24 protein-coding genes, 2 tRNA genes and 1 riboswitch are annotated in these 22,105 nt (G+C 72.3%); of the genes, 13 read left to right on the top strand and 13 right to left on the bottom strand.

What is annotated here, in order from left to right:
* Positions 1-45 precede the first annotated feature (45 nt).
* The 7 genes from EFK50_RS20895 to EFK50_RS20920 all read left to right on the top strand — a co-directional run bounded on the left by EFK50_RS20895 (position 46) and on the right by EFK50_RS20920 (position 4,007).
* Positions 46-119, top strand: a tRNA-Ile gene (locus tag EFK50_RS20895).
* 13 nt (positions 120-132) lie between these two features.
* Positions 133-270: a DLW-39 family protein gene (locus tag EFK50_RS22385; RefSeq protein ID WP_183407952.1), complete on the top strand. Its 138-nt coding sequence runs from the start codon at positions 133-135 to the stop codon at positions 268-270.
* A gap of 36 nt (positions 271-306) precedes the next feature.
* A tRNA-Ala gene (locus EFK50_RS20900) sits at positions 307-382 on the top strand.
* A 168-nt stretch (positions 383-550) separates the two neighbouring features.
* Positions 551-1,180 (top strand): nucleotidyltransferase domain-containing protein, encoded by a 630-nt coding sequence (locus EFK50_RS20905; protein WP_123229510.1) that lies wholly within the window; start codon positions 551-553, stop codon positions 1,178-1,180.
* 86 nt (positions 1,181-1,266) lie between these two features.
* Positions 1,267-1,950, top strand: coding sequence for a class F sortase (locus tag EFK50_RS20910; RefSeq protein ID WP_183407942.1), 684 nt, complete (start codon positions 1,267-1,269; stop codon positions 1,948-1,950).
* Between the two features lie 69 nt (positions 1,951-2,019).
* Entirely contained in the window at positions 2,020-2,913 is an 894-nt protein-coding gene (locus EFK50_RS20915) for a DUF1295 domain-containing protein (RefSeq protein WP_123229512.1), read from the top strand.
* On the top strand, positions 2,910-4,007 hold the full coding sequence (locus EFK50_RS20920) for an FAD-dependent oxidoreductase (protein ID WP_123229513.1): 1,098 nt from the start codon (positions 2,910-2,912) through the stop codon (positions 4,005-4,007). Before EFK50_RS20915 ends, EFK50_RS20920 begins: the two co-directional genes overlap by 4 nt.
* Here EFK50_RS20920 and EFK50_RS20925 read toward each other — a convergent pair whose 3' ends face one another.
* Genes EFK50_RS20925 through EFK50_RS20935 form a run of 3 tightly spaced genes read right to left on the bottom strand, consistent with a single transcriptional unit; the run spans position 4,008 to position 5,020 of the window.
* Complete coding sequence (locus tag EFK50_RS20925) at positions 4,008-4,436, bottom strand: cupin domain-containing protein (RefSeq protein ID WP_123229514.1); 429 nt, start codon at positions 4,434-4,436, stop codon at positions 4,008-4,010.
* A gap of 9 nt (positions 4,437-4,445) precedes the next feature.
* On the bottom strand, positions 4,446-4,817 hold the full coding sequence (locus EFK50_RS20930; protein ID WP_183407943.1) for a type II toxin-antitoxin system VapC family toxin: 372 nt from the start codon (positions 4,815-4,817) through the stop codon (positions 4,446-4,448).
* Positions 4,814-5,020, bottom strand: a complete 207-nt coding sequence (locus EFK50_RS20935) for a type II toxin-antitoxin system Phd/YefM family antitoxin (protein WP_123229516.1) — start codon at positions 5,018-5,020, stop codon at positions 4,814-4,816. Before EFK50_RS20935 ends, EFK50_RS20930 begins: the two co-directional genes overlap by 4 nt.
* A 142-nt stretch (positions 5,021-5,162) precedes the next feature.
* Here EFK50_RS20935 and EFK50_RS20940 point away from each other — a divergent pair, with 142 nt between their 5' ends.
* Positions 5,163-5,888 (top strand): SDR family NAD(P)-dependent oxidoreductase, encoded by a 726-nt coding sequence (locus EFK50_RS20940; RefSeq protein ID WP_123229517.1) that lies wholly within the window; start codon positions 5,163-5,165, stop codon positions 5,886-5,888.
* A gap of 90 nt (positions 5,889-5,978) precedes the next feature.
* Here the strand turns inward: EFK50_RS20940 and EFK50_RS20945 are convergent, their stop codons facing one another.
* Positions 5,979-6,800, bottom strand: a complete 822-nt coding sequence (locus EFK50_RS20945) for an MBL fold metallo-hydrolase (protein ID WP_221177498.1) — start codon at positions 6,798-6,800, stop codon at positions 5,979-5,981.
* A gap of 46 nt (positions 6,801-6,846) precedes the next feature.
* Between EFK50_RS20945 and EFK50_RS20950 the strand changes: the two genes are divergently transcribed.
* From EFK50_RS20950 to EFK50_RS20960, 3 genes are all read left to right on the top strand, one after another.
* Entirely contained in the window at positions 6,847-7,599 is a 753-nt protein-coding gene (locus EFK50_RS20950; RefSeq protein WP_246004274.1) for an SURF1 family protein, read from the top strand.
* Complete coding sequence (locus tag EFK50_RS20955) at positions 7,596-9,083, top strand: cobyric acid synthase (RefSeq protein ID WP_123229520.1); 1,488 nt, start codon at positions 7,596-7,598, stop codon at positions 9,081-9,083. Before EFK50_RS20950 ends, EFK50_RS20955 begins: the two co-directional genes overlap by 4 nt.
* Before the next feature lie 103 nt (positions 9,084-9,186).
* Positions 9,187-9,930 (top strand): cobalt-precorrin-6A reductase, encoded by a 744-nt coding sequence (locus EFK50_RS20960; RefSeq protein WP_123229521.1) that lies wholly within the window; start codon positions 9,187-9,189, stop codon positions 9,928-9,930.
* A 9-nt stretch (positions 9,931-9,939) separates the two neighbouring features.
* On the opposite strand, the gene EFK50_RS20965 is transcribed toward EFK50_RS20960, so the two are convergent.
* The 8 genes from EFK50_RS20965 to EFK50_RS21005 all read right to left on the bottom strand — a co-directional run bounded on the left by EFK50_RS20965 (position 9,940) and on the right by EFK50_RS21005 (position 18,955).
* The gene (locus EFK50_RS20965) at positions 9,940-10,857 is read right to left on the bottom strand and encodes a cobalamin biosynthesis protein (RefSeq protein ID WP_123229522.1); all 918 of its coding nucleotides are present in this window, start codon (positions 10,855-10,857) and stop codon (positions 9,940-9,942) included.
* Positions 10,854-11,372 (bottom strand): bifunctional adenosylcobinamide kinase/adenosylcobinamide-phosphate guanylyltransferase, encoded by a 519-nt coding sequence (locus EFK50_RS20970; protein ID WP_123229523.1) that lies wholly within the window; start codon positions 11,370-11,372, stop codon positions 10,854-10,856. The genes EFK50_RS20965 and EFK50_RS20970 overlap by 4 nt, the downstream gene beginning before the upstream one ends.
* A gap of 4 nt (positions 11,373-11,376) precedes the next feature.
* Positions 11,377-12,402, bottom strand: coding sequence for a nicotinate-nucleotide--dimethylbenzimidazole phosphoribosyltransferase (cobT, locus tag EFK50_RS20975; protein ID WP_123229524.1), 1,026 nt, complete (start codon positions 12,400-12,402; stop codon positions 11,377-11,379).
* Complete coding sequence (locus EFK50_RS20980; protein ID WP_123229525.1) at positions 12,399-13,184, bottom strand: CbtA family protein; 786 nt, start codon at positions 13,182-13,184, stop codon at positions 12,399-12,401. Before EFK50_RS20980 ends, cobT begins: the two co-directional genes overlap by 4 nt.
* A gap of 117 nt (positions 13,185-13,301) precedes the next feature.
* Positions 13,302-13,514, bottom strand: coding sequence for a CbtB domain-containing protein (locus EFK50_RS20985; RefSeq protein ID WP_123229526.1), 213 nt, complete (start codon positions 13,512-13,514; stop codon positions 13,302-13,304).
* A 109-nt stretch (positions 13,515-13,623) separates the two neighbouring features.
* Entirely contained in the window at positions 13,624-16,257 is a 2,634-nt protein-coding gene (cobBC, locus tag EFK50_RS22390) for a bifunctional hydrogenobyrinic acid a,c-diamide synthase/histidinol phosphate aminotransferase CobBC (RefSeq protein ID WP_183407944.1), read from the bottom strand.
* Positions 16,251-16,865 (bottom strand): cob(I)yrinic acid a,c-diamide adenosyltransferase, encoded by a 615-nt coding sequence (cobO, locus tag EFK50_RS21000; RefSeq protein ID WP_123229527.1) that lies wholly within the window; start codon positions 16,863-16,865, stop codon positions 16,251-16,253. The genes cobBC and cobO overlap by 7 nt, the downstream gene beginning before the upstream one ends.
* Complete coding sequence (locus EFK50_RS21005) at positions 16,865-18,955, bottom strand: magnesium chelatase subunit D family protein (RefSeq protein ID WP_123229528.1); 2,091 nt, start codon at positions 18,953-18,955, stop codon at positions 16,865-16,867. The genes cobO and EFK50_RS21005 overlap by 1 nt, the downstream gene beginning before the upstream one ends.
* A gap of 23 nt (positions 18,956-18,978) precedes the next feature.
* Positions 18,979-19,115: riboswitch (cobalamin riboswitch) on the bottom strand.
* 59 nt (positions 19,116-19,174) lie between these two features.
* Here EFK50_RS21005 and cbiE point away from each other — a divergent pair.
* Positions 19,175-20,374, top strand: a complete 1,200-nt coding sequence (cbiE, locus tag EFK50_RS21010) for a precorrin-6y C5,15-methyltransferase (decarboxylating) subunit CbiE (RefSeq protein ID WP_123229529.1) — start codon at positions 19,175-19,177, stop codon at positions 20,372-20,374.
* Entirely contained in the window at positions 20,371-21,126 is a 756-nt protein-coding gene (gene cobM / locus EFK50_RS21015) for a precorrin-4 C(11)-methyltransferase (protein WP_123229621.1), read from the top strand. Before cbiE ends, cobM begins: the two co-directional genes overlap by 4 nt.
* A gap of 181 nt (positions 21,127-21,307) precedes the next feature.
* On the opposite strand, the gene EFK50_RS21020 is transcribed toward cobM, so the two are convergent.
* Positions 21,308-22,081, bottom strand: coding sequence for a DUF2470 domain-containing protein (locus EFK50_RS21020; RefSeq protein ID WP_123229530.1), 774 nt, complete (start codon positions 22,079-22,081; stop codon positions 21,308-21,310).
* Positions 22,082-22,105 lie beyond the last annotated feature (24 nt).

Here is a 22,105-nt window from a genome sequence, read left to right on the forward strand (position 1 = left end):
GGGGTAATCTTCGCTGTCGGTCACGCAGGCAACTGCCGGCCACCCGGGCCTATAGCTCAGACGGTTAGAGCGCTTCCCTGATAAGGAAGAGGTCAGAGGTTCAAGTCCTCTTAGGCCCACAAAGGATCCACCATGGAGGTCGGAATGAAGAAGATCCTGTTCGTAGTCCTCGCCGCAGTTGCCGGTGTCTTCGTCAAGAAGAAGATCGACCAAGGGCGCAACGAGCAGGATCTCTGGCAGCAGGCGACCGACCCGGTCACGAAGGCCTGATCCACCTCCACTCCCACCGCCGGCCCACGTCGGCTCGGGGCCTTGGCGCAATTGGTAGCGCACCTGCTTTGCAAGCAGGGGGTTAGGGGTTCGAGTCCCCTAGGCTCCACCATGCTCGTCTGTCGAGTCCGCTGGCTCCACTGAGGTCATACGTCGAGCTCACGGAGATAGCGGTCAGTCCTGAGTGACTGCACCACCATTCCGGAACGGGCTTCCCCTCAAAGGCTATGTAAAGGTACCGTTACAAATGTAAAGATTTCTTTACATAGTGGAGGTGCCAATGGACTGGAACGACCCGACGACAGCGGCAGTGTCGTCACTGGACGGTGCTGTCCTCGCTGTGCTTGCGCAGACCAATCGGGGTCTGACCGGGCGAGACGTTCACCGGCAGTCGCGGCGTGGGACGGCGCCGAGTATCAACAAGGCGCTGAACCGACTGGTCGACCAAGGTGTCGTCTTCTCGGAGGCGACCGGCAACGCCTACGTGTATCTCCTGAACCGCGACCACATCGCGGCCGGCATCGCGGTCGCCCTGGCCGGACTGAGGGGCGAGTTCTTCAACCGCTTGCGCAGCCAACTGTCCGCATGGTCGGTGCCCGCCGTCGGCGCCGCGGTGTTCGGGTCGGTCGCTCGCGGCGACGCCACGACGGAGTCCGACATCGACCTCCTGATCGTGCGCCCCAATGATCTCGCCGAGAACGATGTCGAGTGGACCTCCCAGATAGACCGGCTCCGGGACTCCGTCACCCGTTGGACCGGGAACGATGCCAGCATGCTCCAGGTGACCGAGCGCGACCTGCGTGGCGTCGTGGATCGCGACGCACCCATCCGTGAGTCGTTGATGAACGATGCGATCGACCTCCTCGACCAACCGATCCGTGAACTCCTTGGGCGGAGGACTCCGGGGTAACCCCGGAACCACCCCTTCGTTGTGGTGGTGTGACGAACTGGTGGAGCCCTGCCCGAAACACTCGGGCCTGCGCGAGTCTCCTGGCCGTGGTGCTGGTGCAGGCACTCCTGACCGAGTCCGGATCCGCCCAGTCCGGAGCAGCTGCGTCGGGAGCAGCCGAACCGGTCGTGAAGGCTCAGGTGCAGACCCAGGCGAGGGCGTGCACCCGACCGGCTCGCGGCTTCGTGCCGACCCGGGCGGCGATCCCCTCGATCGGGCGGAGCGTACGCGTCATCCAGGTCCGTCGTACGGCGAGCGGTGCGGCCGGTGCGGGCCCGGTGACGAGGGCCGGGAAGTGGCTGATGGCGATGGACCCGCACAACCGCGCGGCCAGCCGCCGGGGCAGCGTGCTGCTCTCGGGTCACACCTGGCCCGACGGATCCGCACTCGGCAACGCGATGCTGCGGAACCTCCACGAGGGCGACGGCATCGTCCTGCGCGGCAAGAAGGGCCGGAAGGCCTGCTACGTGATCTTCAAGCGGAAGAGCTATCCGGCGAAGAAGGTGCCGACCCGCAGCGCCTTCCGTACCTCCGGTCCCGAGCGCGTTGTCATCGTGACCTGCTCCGGGAAGCGGCGAGGTCCGGGGAACTGGTCGCGACGGACGCTCTGGTACGCCAAGCCGCTGACCCCCGCTCGGCCGCCCGCGCCGAGTACCCCTCCCCCGCCGCCGGCTCCGAACAACGGCGGCCTGCTCGGTGGTCTGCTGGGTGGTCTGCTCGGCGGCTCGTAGGCCGACCCGTTCGAGGTCCGGCTCACGGAACCCTGGCGCACTAGAACACGTTCTAGATACGGTCCTCCCATGGACACCGGCCGGATGAGCAAGACCGAGTCGATCGCGCGCGTCGGCATCTCCTACCTGTTCGCCTTCGGGGCCGGCGGTGCCTGGATGGCCTGGGGGCCGAACACCGACCACCTCTGGCTGGACGGGTTGATCGCCGACCTGATCGCCACGCTGGTCGTCTTCGCCGCCAGCCGCCTGCACCGGAACTCCAGCTTCTACGACGCGTACTGGAGCGTGCTGCCGCCGTTGCTGATGCTGACGTGGTGGATCGAGTCCGGCACGCCCGCAGACGATCCGCGCGCCTGGTTGGTCGCCGTGGTGATGCTGGTCTGGTCGATCCGGCTGACCGGCAACTGGATCTACGCCTTCCCAGGACTGCACCACGAGGACTGGCGCTACTCGATGCTGCGCGACCGTGCCGGCAAGGCGGAGGCGGTGGTCGACCTGGTCGGCATCCACCTGGTGCCGACCCTCCAGGTCTTCCTCGGCATGGTGCCGGTGTACGTCGTCCTCACCCGCACCGGTCGTGAGATCGGCTGGCTCGACGTCGTCGCGGTCGTCGTCGGGCTGGGCGCGGTGGTCCTCGCGTTCGTCGCCGACCTGCAGATGTACCGCTTCGCGTGCTCCCGCCAGCCGGGGCAGGCGATGGATCGCGGGCTCTGGTCCTGGTCCCGGCACCCGAACTACTTCGGTGAGTTCGCCTTCTGGCTCTCCCTCGGCCTCTTCGCAGTGGCCGCCGACCCGGACGCGTGGTGGGCCCTGGTCGGAGCGCTCGGCATCTACGCGATGTTCCAGGGCGCCAGCATCCCGATGATGGAGCAGCGCAGCCTCGAGCGGAGGCCGTCGTACGCCGACGTGGTGGCGCGGGTTCCGCGCTTCGTGCCCCGCCCGCCGCGGAAGGCCGCCGCATGAGCCGCCCCCGCATCGTCGTCGCCGGGCTCGGCGACACCGGCCTGCTCACCGCGATCCACCTGCACAAGCACGCCGACGTCGTCGGGATCTCGGCGAAACCCGGCCTGGTCAGCGGGCAGGAGCTCGGCCTCCGCCTGGCCCGGCCGCAGGAGTGGGCGCGGGACTATTGGAACCACTTCGACCGCTACCGCAAGCTCGACCGCGTCCGGACGGTGCACGGCTCGCTGGCCGGTCTCGACCTGGAGAAACGTGCCGTGCAGGTGGTCGGCGCCGACGGCACCCCCAGCACCGAGCCGTACGACGCCCTGGTGATCGCCACCGGGGTGACCAACGGGTTCTGGCGCCGGCCCGACCTGCAGACCGCCGCCGAGATCGACGCGGAGATCGCGGCGGCGCACCAGCGGCTCGCGGAGGCGGCGACCGTGATCGTGATCGGCGGCGGGGCGGCCGCGGTCAGCAGCGCGCTCAACGCCGCGACGACCTGGCCCGAGAAGCGGGTCGACCTGTACTTCCCCGGCGACCGCGCGCTGCCGCACCATCACGGCAAGGTGTGGACCATCCTGCGCGGCAGGTTGGAGAGGGCCGGTGTGGGCGTGCACCCGGGGCACCGCGCCGTCGTACCGGCGGGGTTCGGTGACGGTCTCGCCGCCGGCGAGGTCACCTGGAGCACCGGCCAGCCGGCGAGCACGGCCGATGCGGTCCTCTGGACGATCGGCCGGGTCACCCCGAACACCGGCTGGTTGCCGCCGTCGCTCCTCGACCCGGACGGGTTCGTGGCGGTCGACGAGTACCTGCGGGTCCCCGGCGCGCCCGGGGTGTACGCGATCGGCGACGTCGCCGCCACCGACCCGCTGCGGACCTCGGCACGCGGCCGGGCCGACGGGCTGCTCGCGCGGAACATCCGCGCCGACCTCGGTGACGGTACGGCGAAGCGGTTCGAGCCGGCCACCCGTCGGTGGGGCTCGGTGGTCGGCGCCCAGGGCAACAAGCTCGAGGTGTTCACCGCAGGCGGGCAGTCGTTCTCGCTGCCGGCCTGGTCGTTCCTGCAGCCGTGGGTCGTCCGGCGCGCGATCTACAAGGGCATGCGTCGCTGATCAGTTCGGTGCCGCGCCGCCGAGCTCGAAGTCGGCGAAGTCGAAGCCCGGGACGACGACGCAGCTGACCAGGACGGCGTCGTCCACCGGGCGGGCTGCCTGCCACCGGCCGCCCGGGACCAGAAGCTGCGGCCGCTCGCCGGCCGCGATGTCCGGTCCGAGGACCTGCTCCGAGGCGGTCTCCGGGTCGTCCCCGATCCAGAGCCGCAGTGCACCGCCGCGGTGGTGGAACCAGAGCTCGTCGGAGGCGACCCGGTGCCAGGCCGACGACTCCCCGGGGAGCAGGAGGAAGTAGATCGCCGTCCCGAGCGACCGGGTGCCCGCGCCGGTCTCGACGTCGGCGTGGTGCCGGTAGGTCTCGGCGTACCAGCCGCCTTCGGGGTGCGGGCGCAGGTCGAGGTCGGCGGCCCAGTCGGGGAGGTCGGTCATGGTGCTCCTTCAGCGGGTTGCGTCGAGGGTGCCGTCGTACGTGCTCAGGGCCCGGTCGGCGGTGACCAGGATGAGTCCCTCGGCGGCGGCTTGGGCGAGCAGCATCCAGTCGAACGTGCCACCGTGCTCCCGGTCGACCGCCACCTTCGTGGCGTGCTCGTCGGTGAAGGGAAGCGACTCGATGCCGAAGGCTCCGAGCAAGCGTTCGTAGTCCTGGGGCAGGCGCACCGATCCGTTCGCGGACCTGATGGCGAGCTCGACGTGGCTGATCGAGGAGAGGTAGCGGACGTCGGCCGTCGCGATGACGCGGCGTGCTTCCGGTCCGAGCCGCTGGTCGTCGGCTACCGCCCACAGGAAGGTGCGGGTGTCGAGGAGGATCACCGCTCGTCGTCCCAGCCGCTGTCGTCGTACCAGACGGTGTCCTTGAGGCCTCCGAAGACGAACGGGACTCTCGGGCTGTAGGCGCGCAGTTCCGCGACCGGCTTCCCGGCGCGCGCGATCACGATCGTCTCGCCGTTCTCCACGCGCTCCAGGAGCTTGGAGAGGTGCGTCTTCGCCTCGTGGACGTTGACCATCGCCGCCATGCCTTTAGAGTATGGACTTAGGCGGACTTAGTCCACAGAGTTACCCACAGCTGTGGATTCGAATCCACGCGGGATTGCCCTAGAACATGTTCTAGTTCTGCTGCTACCGTCCGAGCAACGCCTCACGAGCCCAGGAGCCCGCATGTCTGAGACCACCCCGCGCGTCGTCGTCATCACCGGAGCCGCGTCCGGCATCGGGTACGCCACCGCCGAGCTCTTCCGCGACCTCGGCGACATCGTCTACGGCTTCGACATCCACCCGACCGTGCCCGACGGCGTGACCTACGTCGAGTGCAACGTCGGCAGCCGGGAGTCGGTCAAGGCCGCGATCGCCAAGGCCGCGGAGCACGGGCGCATCGACGTGCTCGCCAACGTCGCCGGCATCGTCCAGTTCGGCCGGTTCGACACCATCACCGACGACGAGTGGGACCGGATCCACGCCGTCGACCTCAAGGGGCCGTTCATGGTGATGCAGGAGGCGCTGCCGCACCTGCGCGCCACCCGGAACGCCAACATCGTCAACGTCTCGTCGGTCGCCGGGCGGGTGCCGCAGGGATACACCACCGCGTACTCCGCAGCCAAGGGCGGACTGACCCAGCTGACCCGGTCGCTGGCGCTCGAGCTCGCTCCGGAGCGGATCCGGGTCAACGCGATCTGCCCCGGAACCGTCGACACCCCGATCGTCTCCGAGGTCGCCGAGAAGTACCCGGACGACCTGGACCCCCGCGTCGCCGACCGGCTGATGATGATGCTGCCCGGACGCGCGATCTCACCCGGAGAGATCGGTGCGTCGATCGTCTACCTGGCGAGCCCGGCGGCCCGGATGATCACGGGGTGCGTGCTGGCCCACGACGGCGGGATGTCGTAGGACTGCGGGTCCGTCACGACAGCTCGACCTGCTCGGTCGCCGAGTTCGCCGCTCGACGGCCATCGATCAAGTCCGCTGACGCGTCCTTGATCAGTCGGTGACGTCCGCCAGGGCGTCGTACTCGACGGCGTCGTGGGCGCTGAAGATGGTGACGATCTCGGCGGCACCGGAGTCGGGGCCGTGCTCGGCGTGCAGGGAGCGCAACCGGTCCTGGTTGGCGTGCCGCGCCTTCTTGTCCATCTGCACCATCGTCTGGAACATCGACAGACCGCTCGGGCAGGTGGGCGGGGTCTCCTTCTCGCCGTGCGAGAAGTACGCGTCGCCGGCGTGCAGGAACCACCCTCCGGAGGGGCGGCGTACGGCGACACCGGAATGTCCCCGTGTGTGCCCGCGCAACGGCACTAGCAGGATGTCCTCGCTGACGGCCTGGACGGACTCGAAGCCGAGCCACTGGTCCCCGGCCACCGTGTGCTCGATCCAGTTCGGGCCGTGCGCCCACTGCGCCTCGATGTAGCGGTTCTTCTCCTTGACCGAGGCCCGCTTGCGCGCCGCGTCGAGCTCGTCGGCGAAGACGTGCACGCGGGCGTTCGGGAAGTCCCCGAGCCCGCCCGCGTGGTCGAGGTCGAGGTGGGTCACCACGACGTCGGTCACGTCCTCGACCTGGTGCCCGGCCGCGCGGACCTGCGAGATCGCCGTCTCGGACGGGTCCAGTGCGGCGCCCATCAGCGCAATGAAGCCTCGGCCCATCCGCTTCTCGGCGATGTCGGCGGTGCCGAACCCGGTGTCGATCAGGGTCAGCCCGTTGGGTCCCTCGACGAGCAGGCAGTGCGCCACCATCCGGGCGGGAGTGAGCCCGCCGGGTGCGCGCGGGGACATGGTCACGCAGTTCAGATGCCGAATGGAAGAGGTCACGAACGTGATCGTTGCACCTCACCCGTAGGCTGGTCGAGTGTTCGTGATGCTGCTTCGGCCGCGGTACTGGCCGGGGCACCTGGCGATGGTGGTCTGCGTCTCGATCGCGGTGGGCCTCGGAGTGTGGCAGCTGGACGCCTGGCAGACCCGTCGCGCCGACGCCGCTCGGGATATCTCGAACGACGCTCCCGTCGCGCTCGCCACGCTGATGAGCGGCGACAGCCCGTTCCCCGGGCGCTCGCTCGGCCGGCCGGTCACCCTCAGCGGCACCTGGATGAGCGACTCGACCGTCTACGTCTCCGACCGCTTCCGCAAGAAGGAGCGCGGCTACTGGGTGGTCACGCCGGTCAAGGTCGACGGGAGCGAGTCGGCGATGCCGGTGGTCCGCGGCTGGGCACCGGAGCCGAAGGCCCCGGCACCGAGCGGAGACGTCACCGTGACCGGGTGGTTGCAGGCGACCGAGGGCAGCGGACCGATCGACGAGGACCCGCACGACGACGTGATTCCGATGATGCGGCTAGCCACCCTGGTCGAGCACGTCGACGCCGACCTGTTCAGCGCGTACGTCGTCGCCCGCGACGTCTCCGGCGCGCCCGACGGCCTGGAGAGCGTCACCCTCGCCGCGATCCCGGAGGTCTCCGGGTTCACCGCGCTGCGCAACTTCCTCTACGCGATCGAGTGGTGGGTCTTCGCCGCCTTCGCGTTCTTCGTCTGGTTCCGGTGGTGCCGGGACAGCTACGAGGTCGCGACCGCCGTACCGGACGAGGACGACGGGAACGACGAGGACACCGACGCATGAGCGGGCTGCTGATCGCCGGCACCACCTCGGACGCCGGCAAGAGCATCGTCACCACCGGCCTGTGCCGCGCACTGCTCCGCCGCGGGATCAAGGTGGCGCCGTACAAGGCCCAGAACATGTCGAACAACTCGATGGTCTGCGAGGACGGCGCCGAGATCGGCCGGGCGCAGTGGGTCCAGGCCCGCGCCGCTCGTGCCGAGCCCGAGGCCGCGATGAACCCGGTCCTGCTCAAGCCCGGCGGTGACACCCGCAGTCACGTCGTGGTGATGGGCAAGCCCGGCGGGACCGTCTCCTCCTCCGACTGGGAGTCCGGTCGGCGCCACCTCGCCACCGCCGCGCACGCCGCTTACGACGACCTGGCGAGCCGGTACGACGTGATCGTCGCCGAGGGCGCCGGCAGCCCGACCGAGATCAACCTGCGTTCTGGTGACTACGTGAACATGGGCCTCGCCCGGCACGCGAACCTGCCGGTCGTGGTCGTCGGCGACATCGACCGCGGCGGGCTCTTCGCCGCGCTGCACGGGACGGTCGCGCTGCTGGAGGCCGCCGACCAGGCGCTGATCGCCGGGTTCGTCGCGAACAAGTTCCGCGGCGACCTCGACCTGCTGCGCCCCGGCATCGACGAGCTGACCCGGCTCACCGGCCGGCCGACGTACGGGGTGCTGCCGTGGCACCCGGAGCTGTGGCTGGACTCCGAGGACGCCCTGGACCTCGACGGCCGCCGGTCCCGCGACGACGCGACGCAGGTGCTCAAGGTCGCGGTCGTCCGGTTGCCGCGGATCAGCAACTTCACCGACGTCGACGCCCTCGGCCTGGAGGCCGACCTGGACGTCTCGTTCGCGGCCTCGCCCCGGGACCTGATTGGGGTCGACCTGATCGTCCTCCCCGGGACCCGCGCGACGCTGGCCGACTTGGAGTGGCTGCGCTCCCGCGGCCTGGACCAGGCGATCCTGGAGCACGCCCGCGCCGGCCGCGCCGTGCTCGGGATCTGCGGCGGAGCGCAGATGCTCGGCACCGAGATCGCCGACCCGGACGGGGTCGAGGGCCGGGCCGGTGGCGCGGCCGAGGGTCTCGGCCTACTGCCTGCGCGGACCAGCTTCGGTGCCGAGAAGGTGCTGCGGCTGCCGACCGGCCAGGGCCTGGGCCAGCCGGTCTCCGGCTACGAGATCCACCACGGCCGGCTGCAGGTCGACGCCGGGGAGGACTTCCCGGGAGGGGTCCGCGACGGTGCCGTGTTCGGCACGATGTGGCACGGCAGCCTGGAGAGCGACGCGTTCCGGCAGGCACTGCTGAGCGAGGTGGCCGCCGCGGTCGGACGGACCCGGACGCCGTCGTCGGTGGTCTTCGCGGAACGGCGCGAGGCACGGCTCGACCTGCTCGGCGACCTCGTCGAGGAGCACCTCGACGTCGATGCGCTGCTCGACCTCGCGGTCACCGGGGCGCCGCCCGGGCTGCCGTTGCTGCCGCCGGGTGCCGACCGGTGACGGTGCTGGTGCTCGGGGGGAGGGCCGAGGCTCGGCCACCGACGACGGTTCCGCGGGTCGGCCCTGCGCCCCGGTGTTGCGTGCTGCCGAGGAGGGCTGTCCGGTGAAGGTGCTGGTGCTCGGCGGCACCGCCGAAGCTCGCGAGGTGGCGGCGCTGCTGCTGAACGCCGGGGTGGACCTCACCTCGTCGCTCGCCGGCCGGGTGGCCCGCCCGCGGTTGCCGGTAGGCCCCGTGCGGATCGGCGGCTTCGGCGGCGTCGACGGGCTGATCGCCTACCTGCGCGACCAAGCGGTGACGGCGGTCGTCGACGCGACCCATCCGTTCGCCGCTGGGATTTCGGCGAACGCGACCGCTGCCTGCGCTGCCGTGCAGGTCCCGCTGCTCCGGCTGGAACGTCCCGGCTGGGGCGGTGCTCCGCAGGCGGAGACTTGGCACTGGGTCGACACCCACGAGGAGGCTGCTGCGGTGGCGGCCCGGCTCGGGGCCCGTCCGTTCCTGACCATCGGCCGGCAATCGCTCGGCTCGTTCGTGCCGGCGTTGGGCCGGCTGGCGGTGACCGCGCGAGTCGTCGACGAGCCTGACCTGGAGGTGCCGGCTTCGTGGCGGATCCTGCTGAGCCGGGGGCCGTACGAGCTCGCGTCCGAGAAGCAGCTACTCGTGGAAGCCGGTGCCGACGTCCTGGTCACCAAGGACTCCGGAGGCGACTGGACCTGGCCGAAGATGGCGGCTGCGGGTGAGCTCGGGATCCCGGTGGTCGTCGTACGACGGAAGCCGGCGGTGTCGGGAGTCGAGGTGGTCGGTGACCCGGCCGCGGCGGCTGCGTGGGTCATCCGCTCCAGCGGATAGGCGCTCCGGCTACCGGGACCGGCGCCACGCGACGACGGTGACGAGCACCAGGGCAGCGAGGTCGATGCGCCGGGCCAGGTCGCGGGCGCGGCCGATGTCCCGGGTCGTGGCGGGCCGGCCGTCGCCCAGGCGGGCGCGATCCTCCACCTGGTCGCCGTAGACGTTGGTGCCGCCGAGCCGGATGCCGAGGGCGCCGGCGAAGGCTGCTTCGATCGGGCCGGCGTTCGGGCTCGGGTGCGCGGCCGCGTCCCGGCGCCAGGCGGCGACCGCGGCGGGTCGGTCGTCGGCGAGGGCCACCGCGAGAGCCGCGGTCAACCGGGAGCCGGGGAGGTTGAGGACGTCGTCGGCGCGGGCGCTGGCCCAGCCGAACCGGGTGTAGCGGACGCTGCGGTGGCCGACCATCGCGTCCAGCGTGTTCGCCGCCCGGTGGCCGAGCAGTCCGGGGATCCCGAAGAGCCCGCCGAGGACGAGCGAGGAGACCACCGCGTCCGAGGTGTTCTCGGCGACCGACTCGACCACGGCGCGGGCGACGCCGGCCTCGTCCAGGGACCGGGTGTCCCGGCCGACGAGGTGGGTCAGGCGCTGGCGCGCCGCCGGCAGGTCGTCGGCGAGCAGCGACTCGACGGCGGCGGCCTCGCGGTCCAGCGACCGGGCGCCGAGGACCGCCCAGGTCGCTGCGGCAGTCAGCAGCGCGTGCGGGACCGGGCGGTGCCGGGAGGCACGCTCGACCGCGATCCCGGCCGCCGTGGTCCCGCCGACCAGCACCAGCCAGTACGCCGCGCCGCGGGCCCGGCTGTCGGCGTACAGGCGCTGCTCGAGCCGGGCGGCGACCTGACCGAACCCGGCGACCGGGTGGAAGCGGCGGGGGTCGCCGAGCAGCCGGTCGGCGGCGAAGCCGAGAACCAGCCCGGCCGCGCGGCTCCTCACAGCACCAGGACGCGCCCGGCGACGACCAGGTGCACCTCGTCGCAGACCGCCGCGAACCGCTGGTTGACGGTGCCGAGCAGGTCCCGGAAGAGGCGACCAGAGGCGTGCTCGGGGACGACCCCGAGGCCGACTTCGTTGGTGACCAGCACCAGGTCCGCCGCGGTCGACGCGGCGGTGACCGCGGCGTCGAGGCGTGCGTCGAACCGGGTCCGCCAGGTGGAAGCGGCGTTCGCCTCCCACGCACCGAGCTCGTCGAGCTGAGCCGTCAACCAGGTGCCGAGGCAGTCGACCAGCACGCTGCCGCCGGGGAGGTCGCCCAGGTCGGTACTCTCCCGGGTCGTCCAGGTCGCCGGTCGCCGGGCCCGGTGCGCCGCGACCCGGGCCGCCCACTCGGCGTCGTCGGCCGACGGCATCGGTCCGGGCGCGACGTACGTGACGGTGTCCCGGTCCCGGAGCAGGGCTTCGGCGTGGGCCGACTTGCCCGACCGCACCCCTCCGGTGACCAGGATCCGCACGGCTCTAGATCGCGAGCTCGGAGAGCAGCGCCACGTCGCGCAGCACCGCCGCCGCCGAGCGCACCACCGGCACCGCGGCGACGGCCCCGCTGCCCTCGCCCAGGCGCATCCCCAGGTCGAGCAGCGGCACCAGGCCGAGCTTGTCCAGGGCGAGCGACTGGGCGGGCTCGGTCGAGCGGTGGCCGGCGGCGAACCAGTCGGCCGCACCGGGCTCGATCCGGTCCGCCATCACCGCGCACGCGACCGCGATCACGCCGTCGAGCAGTACCGGTACGCCGGCCCGCGCCGCCGCCACCAGGTACCCGGTCGAGGCGGCCAGGTCGGCGCCGCCGAGGGCGGCCAGGGTCTCCACGGGACTGAGCCCGCGATCCTTGACCCGGTCGAGCGCCTGCTGGATCAGGGCGGTCTTCGCCGCCAGCGCCTCGTCGTCGATGCCGGTGCCGCGGCCGGTCAGCTCGGCGGCGGGCAGCCCCAGGCTCTCCGCGATCAGCGCGGTCGCCGGGGTGGTGTTGCCGATGCCCATGTCGCCGCTGATCAGCAGCTGCGCGCCGGCGGCGATCTCCTCTGCCGCGACCGAGGTGCCGGCGTCGAGGGCCCGGTGGGTCTCCTCGACGGTGAGCGCGTCGCGCAGGTGCAGCGGCTCGCTGGAGCGCCGTACCTTGAAGCGCTGGACGTCCGGGTCGATGCCCTCGAGGTCGTCGTCGACCGCGATGTCGAGCACCCGGACCGTGACGCCGTGGGCGGCGGCGAGGGCGGAGACGCCCGCGCGACCGGCGGCGAAGGTCCGCACCATCGCCGGCGTGACTGCCGCCGGGTAGGCCGAGACGCCGTACGACGTCACGCCGTGGTCGCCGGCGAAGATCACCGCACGCACGCGCTCGGGGACCGCCGGCGGGCACTGCCCCTGGACGCCCGCCAGCCAGACGCCGAGCTCGCCGAGGCGACCCAGGGCACCGGCCGGGGTGGCCAGACCGGCGAGCCGGTCGGCGGCTTCCTCTTGGGCGGCCGCCGACGGCGGCTTGACGGTCACAGGCTCGCCGCCAGCTCGCGGCGGGCGTTCTCGACGGCGACCTTCTCGTGCGCCCGGCCGACCAGGCCGACCAGCACGACGCCGATCGTGGCCCACATGGTGGCGATCGTCAGGAGCGAGGCCCGCCGGAACTCCCACAGGGTCTGCGCCGGGAACTCGCCGAGCTCCTTGACGGCCGGCATCAGCTCGGCCGCGAGCACCAGCACCACCAGGTACGAGCCGACCGCGACCAGCACCGTCCGGTAGCCGCCGAGGCCGGGGAGCAGCCGGGTGCCGAGGACGGTGGCGGCGATCGCGACCAGCAACGAGATCGCCAGGAACGCGAAGTAGTACGAGGTGCGGTCACCGATGGTGTCCGGGTTGCCGGTGGCCGGCGGCGAGGCCGGGTACTTCAGGAACGGGACCAGCGCGACCGCGACGAAGCCGATCAGCGCGACCAGGGCCGTCGACTGCGAGGGTCGCAGCCGGCCGATCCGGCCGACGACGCCGGCAGCGGCGAGAGCGACCAGGCCGCCGAGCGCCGTACCGATCGCGACGGTGCCGGTGAGCAGGCCCCAGGTGGACTGGTTCTGCCGGGAGACCTCGGTGCCGCCCTCGTCGTCGTGGGAGTGGCCGGCTTCGGGCGACTCGTGGGTGTGGGCGTCGGCGGGTGCGCCGGCCTCCTCGAGGGCGATCGCGGCCTCGACCGGGGGTTCGCCGATCTGGTAGGCGACGAGGAAGGCGGCGAAACCGGCGAGAAGGCCGGCGATCAGGCCGTGGATCAGGAAGGTACGTGCAGTCATCAGGGGTCCGTTCGATACGGAGGGGTCGGCGAGGTCGCCGTACGGTGAAAGGAGGTCTCGCGACCGGCGTCAGCGCGGTCGTCCCGGGACCTCAGGTGCGCACGCGGCGCAGCGGGCTCAGTGGCAGGGGTAGCCGAGCAGGTGGCGGCCGTCGTGCACCCACTCGTGGATGGCGGTGCCGGCGGGGATCGAGATCGCACCCTGGTCGGCGCTGACGAAGAAGATCGTCAGCACGGCGAGCAGGGCGAACATCAAGAGCCAGGGGAGCAGCTCACGCAGCGGGATCGTAGGGATCTCGACGCTCGGAGCGGCGGGGGTGGCGATAGCCATTTCAGCCTCCTTTGGGATGAATGCGTCCCAGGTAGTTGAAGTCCCAGTGTTGGGATATCAGGCTGTCGGGTCTGACTCCACCGCCCCGGTGCTGCTGATCGGGGCGATGTCACAGTAGCGCGACTGTGCCGGATTCCCACCGGCTTCCTCGAGCCTGATGGATGCATCGTAGGGCATCGATGAGCTTGTCGGTCAGGTCCCTGTCTCGCACTGCGATCCGGACCCAGGAGGCGTCCAGTCCGGGGAACGTGTCCGCACGTCGTACGGCGATCCCGGCCTCGCGCAGAGCCTCGTGGACGCCGGCGCCCGGCCGGGCCAGCACGAACGGTGCGGTCGACGGGAGCTGGGTGATGCCCAGTGCGCCGAGACCCGCGACCAGGTGCTCGCGGTCCTGGGAGATCCGGGCCACCCGGACCTCGGCTTCGGCCCGGGCCTCGTCGGTGTGGCAGGCGACCAGCGCGGCCACGGCCTGGGCCGAGACCGACCAGGGGGTCTGCAGACTCCCGAGGCCGGCGATCGTCTCCGGATCGCCGAGGACGTAACCCGCGCGTACGCCGGGGATCGACCACAGCTTGGTCAGGCTCCGGATCACCAGGAGACCGTCCTCGGGCGCTCCGGCTTCGAGCGCCCCGGCCAACGACTCCACGCCGTCGTCGTTGAACGCCTCGTCCACGACCACCAGGCGTCCCGGAGCGAGCAGGGCCCGGACGGTCGCGGCCGGGTGCCGGACACCGGTCGGGTTGGTCGGGTTGCCGAGGACGACCAGGTCGGCGTCCGGCGGGATCGCGGCCGGGTCCAGCGCGAAGCCCTGCGCCGCGTCGAGGAGCACGTGCTCCGGCGCGAGCCCGGCCGCGAGCACGGCGACGTCGGGTTCGGTGAACTGCGGGTGCACGACCACCGGGCGACGCCACCGGCGCAGGCGGGCGACCAACCCGAACGCCTCGGCGGCGCCTGCGGTGGGAAGCACCTCCTCGGGCCGGCGGGAGTGGTGCGCGGCGATCGCGTGGGTGGCCGGGCGGGCGTCCGGGTACCGGCCGATCGGTGCCGCCGCGAGCGCGCTGTCGAGCCACCCCGGTCGCGGGCCGTCGTACACGTTGACGGCGAAGTCGAGCAGTCCGTCGGTGGCCTCGACGTCGCCGTGGTGGCGGAGCGGGTCGGCGGGGACCTGGGGTGGTGCCTGGTTCGCGGTCGTAGACGGACCTGCGAAGGTGTCGGCTGGGGCGTGGGGAGTGCGCTCCTGCCCCACCGGTGACATGTGCAGGTCCGTGTACGACGGGGTCGGCGGACGAACGGGCGACCGAAGCGGGGGCGGCGCGACCGGTACGGCGGCGTGCGCGGCCGCGGCGAAACGGGCGGCGAGCTGCGGGTGGCCGGACCAGTGCGTGTGCAGGTACGACGCGTGCAGGGTCGGGCCAGCGATCCCGTCGACCAGGTCACGGTCGTCGGTCTCGGTGGCGAACGACCAGGCCGGGGCGCCCGTGGAACCGAGCAGGTGGGTGCGGTGGAACTCGTGGCCGGTGACGACCTCGCCGGCGCGGGCGAGCAGGTTGTCGGCGGGCGCGGTCGCCCGCCGGTAGGCGAGGGTCAGCCGCGGAGCCATCTCCGCCTCCGCGTCGATGGCACCGACCATGGCGGCGCCATCGACTCCCCGGCAGAGGTACAGCAGGCCGGCGCACTCGGCGACGGTCGGCAGGCCGGCACCGATCGCCTCCCGGATCCGGGTGCGCAGCGACTCGTTGCCGGAGAGGTCGGCCGCGTGCATCTCCGGGAAGCCGCCGCCGAGGTACAGGCCCCGGGTGCCGGCCGGGAGCGCCTCGTCGGTCGTCGGGTCGAAGACCACCGGCTCGCACCCGGCCGCTCGCAGCAGCTCGGTGGTCTCGGCGTACGCGAAGGTGAACGCCCGCCCGCCCGCGACTGCGATCACCGGCCGTTCGTCGAGTCGGCCGTTCTGGTCCGGCGTTCTGGTCGGGTGAGCCGGGCCAGACGCCGGTACGGCGAGCGCCGCTGCCGGGTCCCATGGCTCACCGGTCAGGCCGGGCGCCGAGCGCGCCAGCCGGACCACCGCCTCGAGGTCGATGCGCTCGGCGATCTGCGCCGCGAGCCGGTCCAGGGAGGCTGCCGCGTCCGGCCGCTCGGCCGCGGGCACCAGGCCGAGGTGCCGCGACGGCGCGGCCACCCCGTCGTCGCGCTGCAGGATGCCGAGGACCGGGAGGCCGCTGCCGGACAGCGCCCGGACGACCTCGTCGGAGTGCCGCACCGAGCCGGCCTTGTTGAGCACCACCCCGACCACGTCGACGCCGGCTCCGCCGGAGGCTTCCGGCCAGGTGCGGAGCCCGTGCACGGTCGCCGCGATCGACCGGGACGCGTGCGAGATGTCGACGACCAGGATCACCGGGGTCCTGGTCACCGCCGCGACGTGCGCCGTGGAGGAGAAGCCGTCGCCGCCGAGCTGGCCGTCGTACAGGCCCATCACGCCCTCGACGATCGCGAGGTCGGCACCCGCGGCGCCGTGCAGCAGCAGCGGCACCAGCCGGTCCTCACCGACGAGGTGCGGGTCGAGGTTCCGGCCGGGGCGGCCGGTGGCCAGCGCGTGGTAGCCGGGGTCGATGTAGTCCGGCCCGACCTTGTGCCCGCTGATCGTCATCCCGGTGCGCGCCAGCGCCGCCATCAGCCCGGTGGCGATGGTGGTCTTGCCGTGACCGGACGCCGGCGCGGCGATCACCAGCCGAGGGAGGTTCACCATTCGATGCCGCGCTGGCCCTTCTGGCCGGCGTCCATCGGGTGCTTGACCTTGGCCATCTCGGTGACCAGGTCGGCGATCTCGACGAGCCTGTCGTCGGCGCGCCGGCCGGTGATCACGATGTGCTGGTGCCCGGGACGCTCGGTCAGCGTGCTGACCACGTCGTCGATGTCGATCCAGCCCCAGTTGATCGGGTAGGTGAACTCGTCGAGCAGGTAGAGGTCGTGCTCCTCGGCGGCGATCCGGCGCTTGATCTCGGCCCAGCCCTCGGCGGCAGCAGCCGCGTGGTCGTCCTCGGTGCCGGCCTTCTTCGACCACGACCAGCCGGAGCCCATCTTCTGCCAGTCGACCGGTCCGCCCGCTCCGGTGCTGGTGTGCAGCTCGCCGAGCTGCTCGAAGACGGACTGCTCGCCGAGCCGCCACTTGGCCGACTTCACGAACTGGAAGATGCCCAGGCTCCAGCCCTGGTTCCAGCCGCGCAGGGCGAGCCCGAACGCCGCGGTCGACTTGCCCTTGCCGTCGCCGGTGTGGACGGCGATCAGCGGTCGGTTGCGGCGCTGCTTGGTGCTGAGCCCGTCGTCGGGCACGTTCTCCGGCTGTCCCTGCGGCATCAGGCTGCTCCCCCACGGTGTCGGTCGGTGCTGAGCCGGACGACGCCGGCGAGCGCCTCGGCGCTCACCTCGCCGAGCGGCACGTACTCGGCGCCCAGGTCTGCGGCGAGCTCGCGGGCCAGGCCCATCCGGAAGCGCCCGGTCTCGCAGTCGATCACCAGGCTGGCGATCCCGCGTGCGGCCAGGTGGCGCGCCACGACCCGGGAGCGTTCGACGGCGTTCGTGCCGGAGGTCGCCCGGCCGTCGGTGACCAGCACCAGCAGCGGACGCCGGTTGGGGTCCCGGACGCTCTCCACCCGGAGCGACTCCAGCGCGGTCAGCATCCCTTCGGCCAGCGGGGTCCGCCCGCCGGCGGGGAGCTCCTCCAGCCGGGCAGCGGCGATCTCGACCGAGGACGTCGGTGGCAGCGCGAGGACGCCGTCGCTGCCGCGGAACGTCACCAGCCCGACCTTGTCCCGACGGCGGTACGCATCGAGCAGCAGCGACAGGACGGCGGCCTTGACCTGCTGCATCCGGGCCCGTGCGGCCATCGATCCGGAGGCGTCGACGCAGAACAGGATCAGGTTCGACTCCTGCCCCTCGCGCACCGCCACCCGGAGGTCGTCGGCGCGCAGGCTGAGCCGGGTCCCTCCCGTACGGCGAGCGCCCTGGTGCGGTGCCGCGGCCCGGATGGTCTCGATCAGGTGCACCGCGCCGCCCTCGGAGCCCGGCTTGCGCGCGCCGATCCGGTGACCGGAGGTGGTGATCGCGCGACTGCGCCGGCCCTGCTCGCCGGCGCCGACGCCGGAGACCGAGAAGAGGCGCGGGCGGAAGGGCTCGCCGGCGCTGACGGTCGTCGCGTCGCCTGCCCCGGACTGGTCGCCCGGGTCCGACTCATGACCGGACGTCGGGCCTGTCGAGACGTCTTGAGGTTCCGCGCTGTCCCCGGACGTCGAGCTTGTCGAGACGTCTTGAGGTTCGGCGCTGTCGTGAGTCTCGTTCTCGAGCGCAGGCGTCTCAACAGGCTCGACGTCCGGGGAGTCGGGTGCGGGCGTCTCGACAGGCTCGACGTCCGGGTCGTCCGGGGGCGTCGGCTCCGGCTCGTCCTCCCCGAGGATCCGGTCGAGCAGGTCTTCGTCGATACCGGGGGCGTCGAACGGGTTGCGCCGGCGGCGGTGCGGCAGTGCGAGCAAGGCGGCCGCGCGGAGGTCGGCGCGGGTCACCCGGGTGCGGCCGTTCCAGGCGGCGTGCGCGATCGCGGCCCGCGCCGTGACCAGGTCGGCGCGCATCCCGTCGACGTCGAAGGCGGCGCAGATCTCGGCGATCTTCAGCAGCGCCGCGTCGTCGAGCACCACCTCCGGCAGCAGTGCCTGGGCGGTCTCGATCCTGCTGGTGAAGGCACGCTCCGCGTCACCGTACGACGCCACGAAGCCGGCCGGGTCGGCGTCGTAGGCCATCCGCCGCCGGACCACCTCGACCCGGAGCGCGGGGTCCCGCGGCGCGGCTACCTCGACGGTGAGCCCGAACCGGTCGAGCAGCTGCGGCCGGAGCTCGCCCTCCTCCGGGTTCATGGTGCCGACGAGGACGAAGCGTGCAGCGTGGGCGACCGAGATCCCGTCGCGCTCGACCGTCGACCGTCCCATCGCGGCGGCGTCGAGCAGCAGGTCGACCAGGTGGTCGTGGAGCAGGTTCACCTCGTCGACGTACAGGATGCCGCGGTGGGCGCGAGCGAGGAGGCCGGGCTCGTACTCGGCCTTGCCGTCCGACAGTGCGCGCTCGAGGTGCAACGACCCGAGGACCCGGTCCTCGGTGGCGCCGACCGGCAGCTCGACCAGCCGCACCGGCCGGGTCTCGACGGGCGCGTCGGTCGCGAACGGACCGTCCGGGGAGAGCGCCCCCGGGTCGGCCGGATCGGAGGAGAACCGGTCGCCGGCGACCACCTCGATCGGCGGCAGCACCGCGGCGAGGGCGCGCACCATCGTCGACTTCGCGGTGCCCTTCTCGCCGCGGACCAGGACGCCGCCGACCTCCGGCGAGATCGTGGTGAGGATCAGGGCCAGCGCCATCGAGTCGGATCCGACGACGGCGGTGAAGGGGTACTGCAGTGGCATGGGGGCTCCCGCGCTTTAGCCAACGAACATCGGAGCGCGAGGCCGGTCTTCGGACTTCCGGCGTCACATCGTGCGTGCGCCGGTCACCGCAGCGGGCCCTGTGCCGGATTCTCACCGGCTTCCCAGATTCTCCCCGTCGACCTCGTCGTGATCAGCTCGATCACTGCTCGGACTCAGGGGCACCTCGTGCTTGGAGCGGCAACGATATCGTCTCCGGTCATGGACTCCTCGCTCGCCGTCTTCGGCATCGGTGCCGACGGCTGGGCGGGACTAGGTTCCCGAGCGCAGGGGGAGATCCTCGCCGCGGAGGTGGTCCTCGGCGGAACCCGGCACCTCGACCTGCTGCCGGACGTCCCCGGTCAGCGCCGGGTCGCCTGGCCGACGCCGTTGCGCGAACAGCTGCCGGCCGTGCTCGCGGAGCACGCGGATCGGCAGGTCGTCGTCCTGGCGTCCGGCGACCCGCTGGTCTCCGGCATCGGCAGCACGCTGATCGACCTGCTCGGGTCGGACCGGGTCCGGATCGAGCCGGCGACGTCCTCGGTAGCGCTGGCACGGGCCCGGATGGGCTGGGCCGCGGAGACCGTCGAGGTGGTGACCCTGGTCGGTCGCGACCCGGACGCGCTGCGCCGTTCGCTGGCCGACGGGCACCGTCTGCTGGTGCTCTCCTCGGACGCCTCCACCCCGGCCCAGGTGGCCGAGCTGCTCTCCGCGGCCGGCTTCGGCACCAGCCGGCTGACCGTCCTCGGCGATCTCGGGGCTCTCGGCGAGAGCCGTCGCGAGGGCCTGGCGGCGGACTGGTCCGGGACGTCCCCGGCGCTGAACGTGATCGCGATCGCCTGCGTCGGTGACGGCCACGGCTGGACGACCGGGCTGCCCGACGACGCGTTCGAGCACGACGGCCAGCTGACCCGGCGGGACGCCCGCGCCTCGGCGCTGGCCCGCCTCGCACCGATCCCCGGCGACCTGCTGTGGGACGTCGGCGCGGGAGCGGGATCGGTCGGCATCGAGTGGCTGCGGGTGCACCCGTCGCTGCGCGCGGTGGCGGTCGAGTCGAACCCCGAGCGCGCCCGCCGGATCGCTGTGAACGCGCGTGCGCTCGGCGTTCCGCGGCTCGAGGTGGTGGCGGGTTCGGCACCGGAGGCGCTGGCCGGCCTGCCGACCCCGGACGCTGTCTTCGTCGGCGGCGGCGCCACCCGGGCCGGCGTCCTGGACGCGGTCACCGCGGCACTGCGGCCGGGGGGCCGCCTGGTCGTCCACGGGGTGACCCACCAGACCGAAGCACTTCTGATCGGCCGGTACGGCGACCTCGGCGGCGACCTCACCCGGCTGCACGTCGAGACCGCCGGTCCGATCGGCACGTTCACCGGCTGGACCCCGAGCCGGGCAATCACCCAGTGGTCCTGGAGGGCACCCGCATGACGATCCACTTCGTGGGCGGTGGCCCGGGAGCCGCCGACCTGATCACGCTGCGCGCGGCCGAGCTGCTGCGCGGGGCCGATGTCGTGGTCTACGCCGGGACCTACCTCGACCAGGACGTGCTCGCGCACTGCCGGGCCGACGTACGGCTGGTCGACACGCAGGACCTCAGCCTGGACCAGATCACCGCCGAACTGGTGACCGCGCACCTGGCCGGCCGCGAGGTGGTGCGGCTCTGCTCGGGCGACCCGTCGTTGTACTCCGCGGTGGCCGAGCAGACCTTTCGGCTCGATGCGGCCGGGGTGCCCTGGGACGTGACCCCGGGAGTGCCGGCGTACGCCGCGGCGGCCGCGGTCCTCGGCCGGGAGCTGACCGTGCCGCTGCTGAGTCAGTCCGTCGTCCTGACCCGGGCCCAGGCTCGTTCGACCGTGATGCCCGAGGCCGAGTCGCTGGCCGCCTTCGCCGCGACCGGCGCCACCCTCGCCCTGCACCTGGCGATCACCCGCACCCGCGAGCTCGCGGACTCGCTGGTCGCCGACTACGGGTCGGACTGCCCGGTCGCGGTCGTCTACCGGGCGAGCCAGCCGGAGCAGGTCGTCCTGCGCGGGACGCTGGCCACGATCGCCGACCAGGTCGAGGAGGCCGGACTCACGCAGGCAGCGGTGATCCTGGTCGGCCGCGTCCTCGACCCCGAGAAGGTCGGCGAGTCCTACCTGTACGCCGCGGACCGGGACCGGTCGGCCAAACGACGCTGACGGTCACGGGCTCGTACACCGACCTGCGAATGTCACTGCCGGTGCACGTGTGACTCCCGTGCGCCACATGCGCGACATTCGCAGGTCCCTGTACGACGACGTGGCCTCGACAAGCCCACCGGGCGGTGGTGCAGGTTGTGGCGACCTGAACCACCGCCTGGTGCGCCTGTCGAGGCCGGGATCAGCAGATGGGGCCGTAGCCGGGGAGCGCTCGCTCGAGGAGGGCCGAGAATGCGTTGCGGACGTCGCAACCGCAGGCGACGCTGCGGTCGAAGCCGAGGCGCAGGTCCCGGCCGCCGCCGTCGAGTGCGGCGTCGCGGACCCGCAGAACGAGGCCGAAGCGGTCGATGCCGAGGGCACGGACGTCGTCCGGGTCCTCCTCCCAGCCCAGCTCGTAGCGGGCGATCGCGGTGAGGATCTGGCTGTGGTCGGCCTGCAGGTGCGGCAACCACTCCGCCTCGTAGCCGAGCAGCGGGTCGGGGAAGGCGCACCGGTAGTCGGCCAGAGCGACCTGCCGAGCGGGCGGCTCGCCGTCGCCGGCCTCGCAACGCCAGGCGAGGCCGACGCTGTCCGGGACGAGGCGGAGCAGCCGGGTGCTCGGGTCGGGCTTGTCGGAGCCGGTGAGGTGTATCCGCATCCCGGCCGGGAGCGGCTCGACGACGTCGTGCACCGGGCCGGCCAGGGTCAGGGTGCCGCGGAGCCGGTCCGGCTGCGGGACGGTGGTGACGTCGACGGCGGTCGCGGTCACCCGCTGGCCGAGGTCGCCGACCCCCGACGCGTTCAAGAAGGCGTCGGCGGGAGCCTGGAACATCAGCGAGCCGTCCGGGATCACGCCGTGGCGGTGCACGTCGAGGGACAGGTCGGCCGAGACCACCCGCAGGGTGCTGGCGGAGGCGACGATGGTGCGGGCGCGCTCCGCCGGCGTGAGGGTGAGCGCGGTCGACGGGCGAGTCATGCGAGTTAGGTTACCCTAACCTTA

Origin of the sequence: Nocardioides marmoriginsengisoli (assembly GCF_003725695.1) — a bacterium.
GTDB classification, from domain to species: domain Bacteria; phylum Actinomycetota; class Actinomycetes; order Propionibacteriales; family Nocardioidaceae; genus Marmoricola; species Marmoricola marmoriginsengisoli.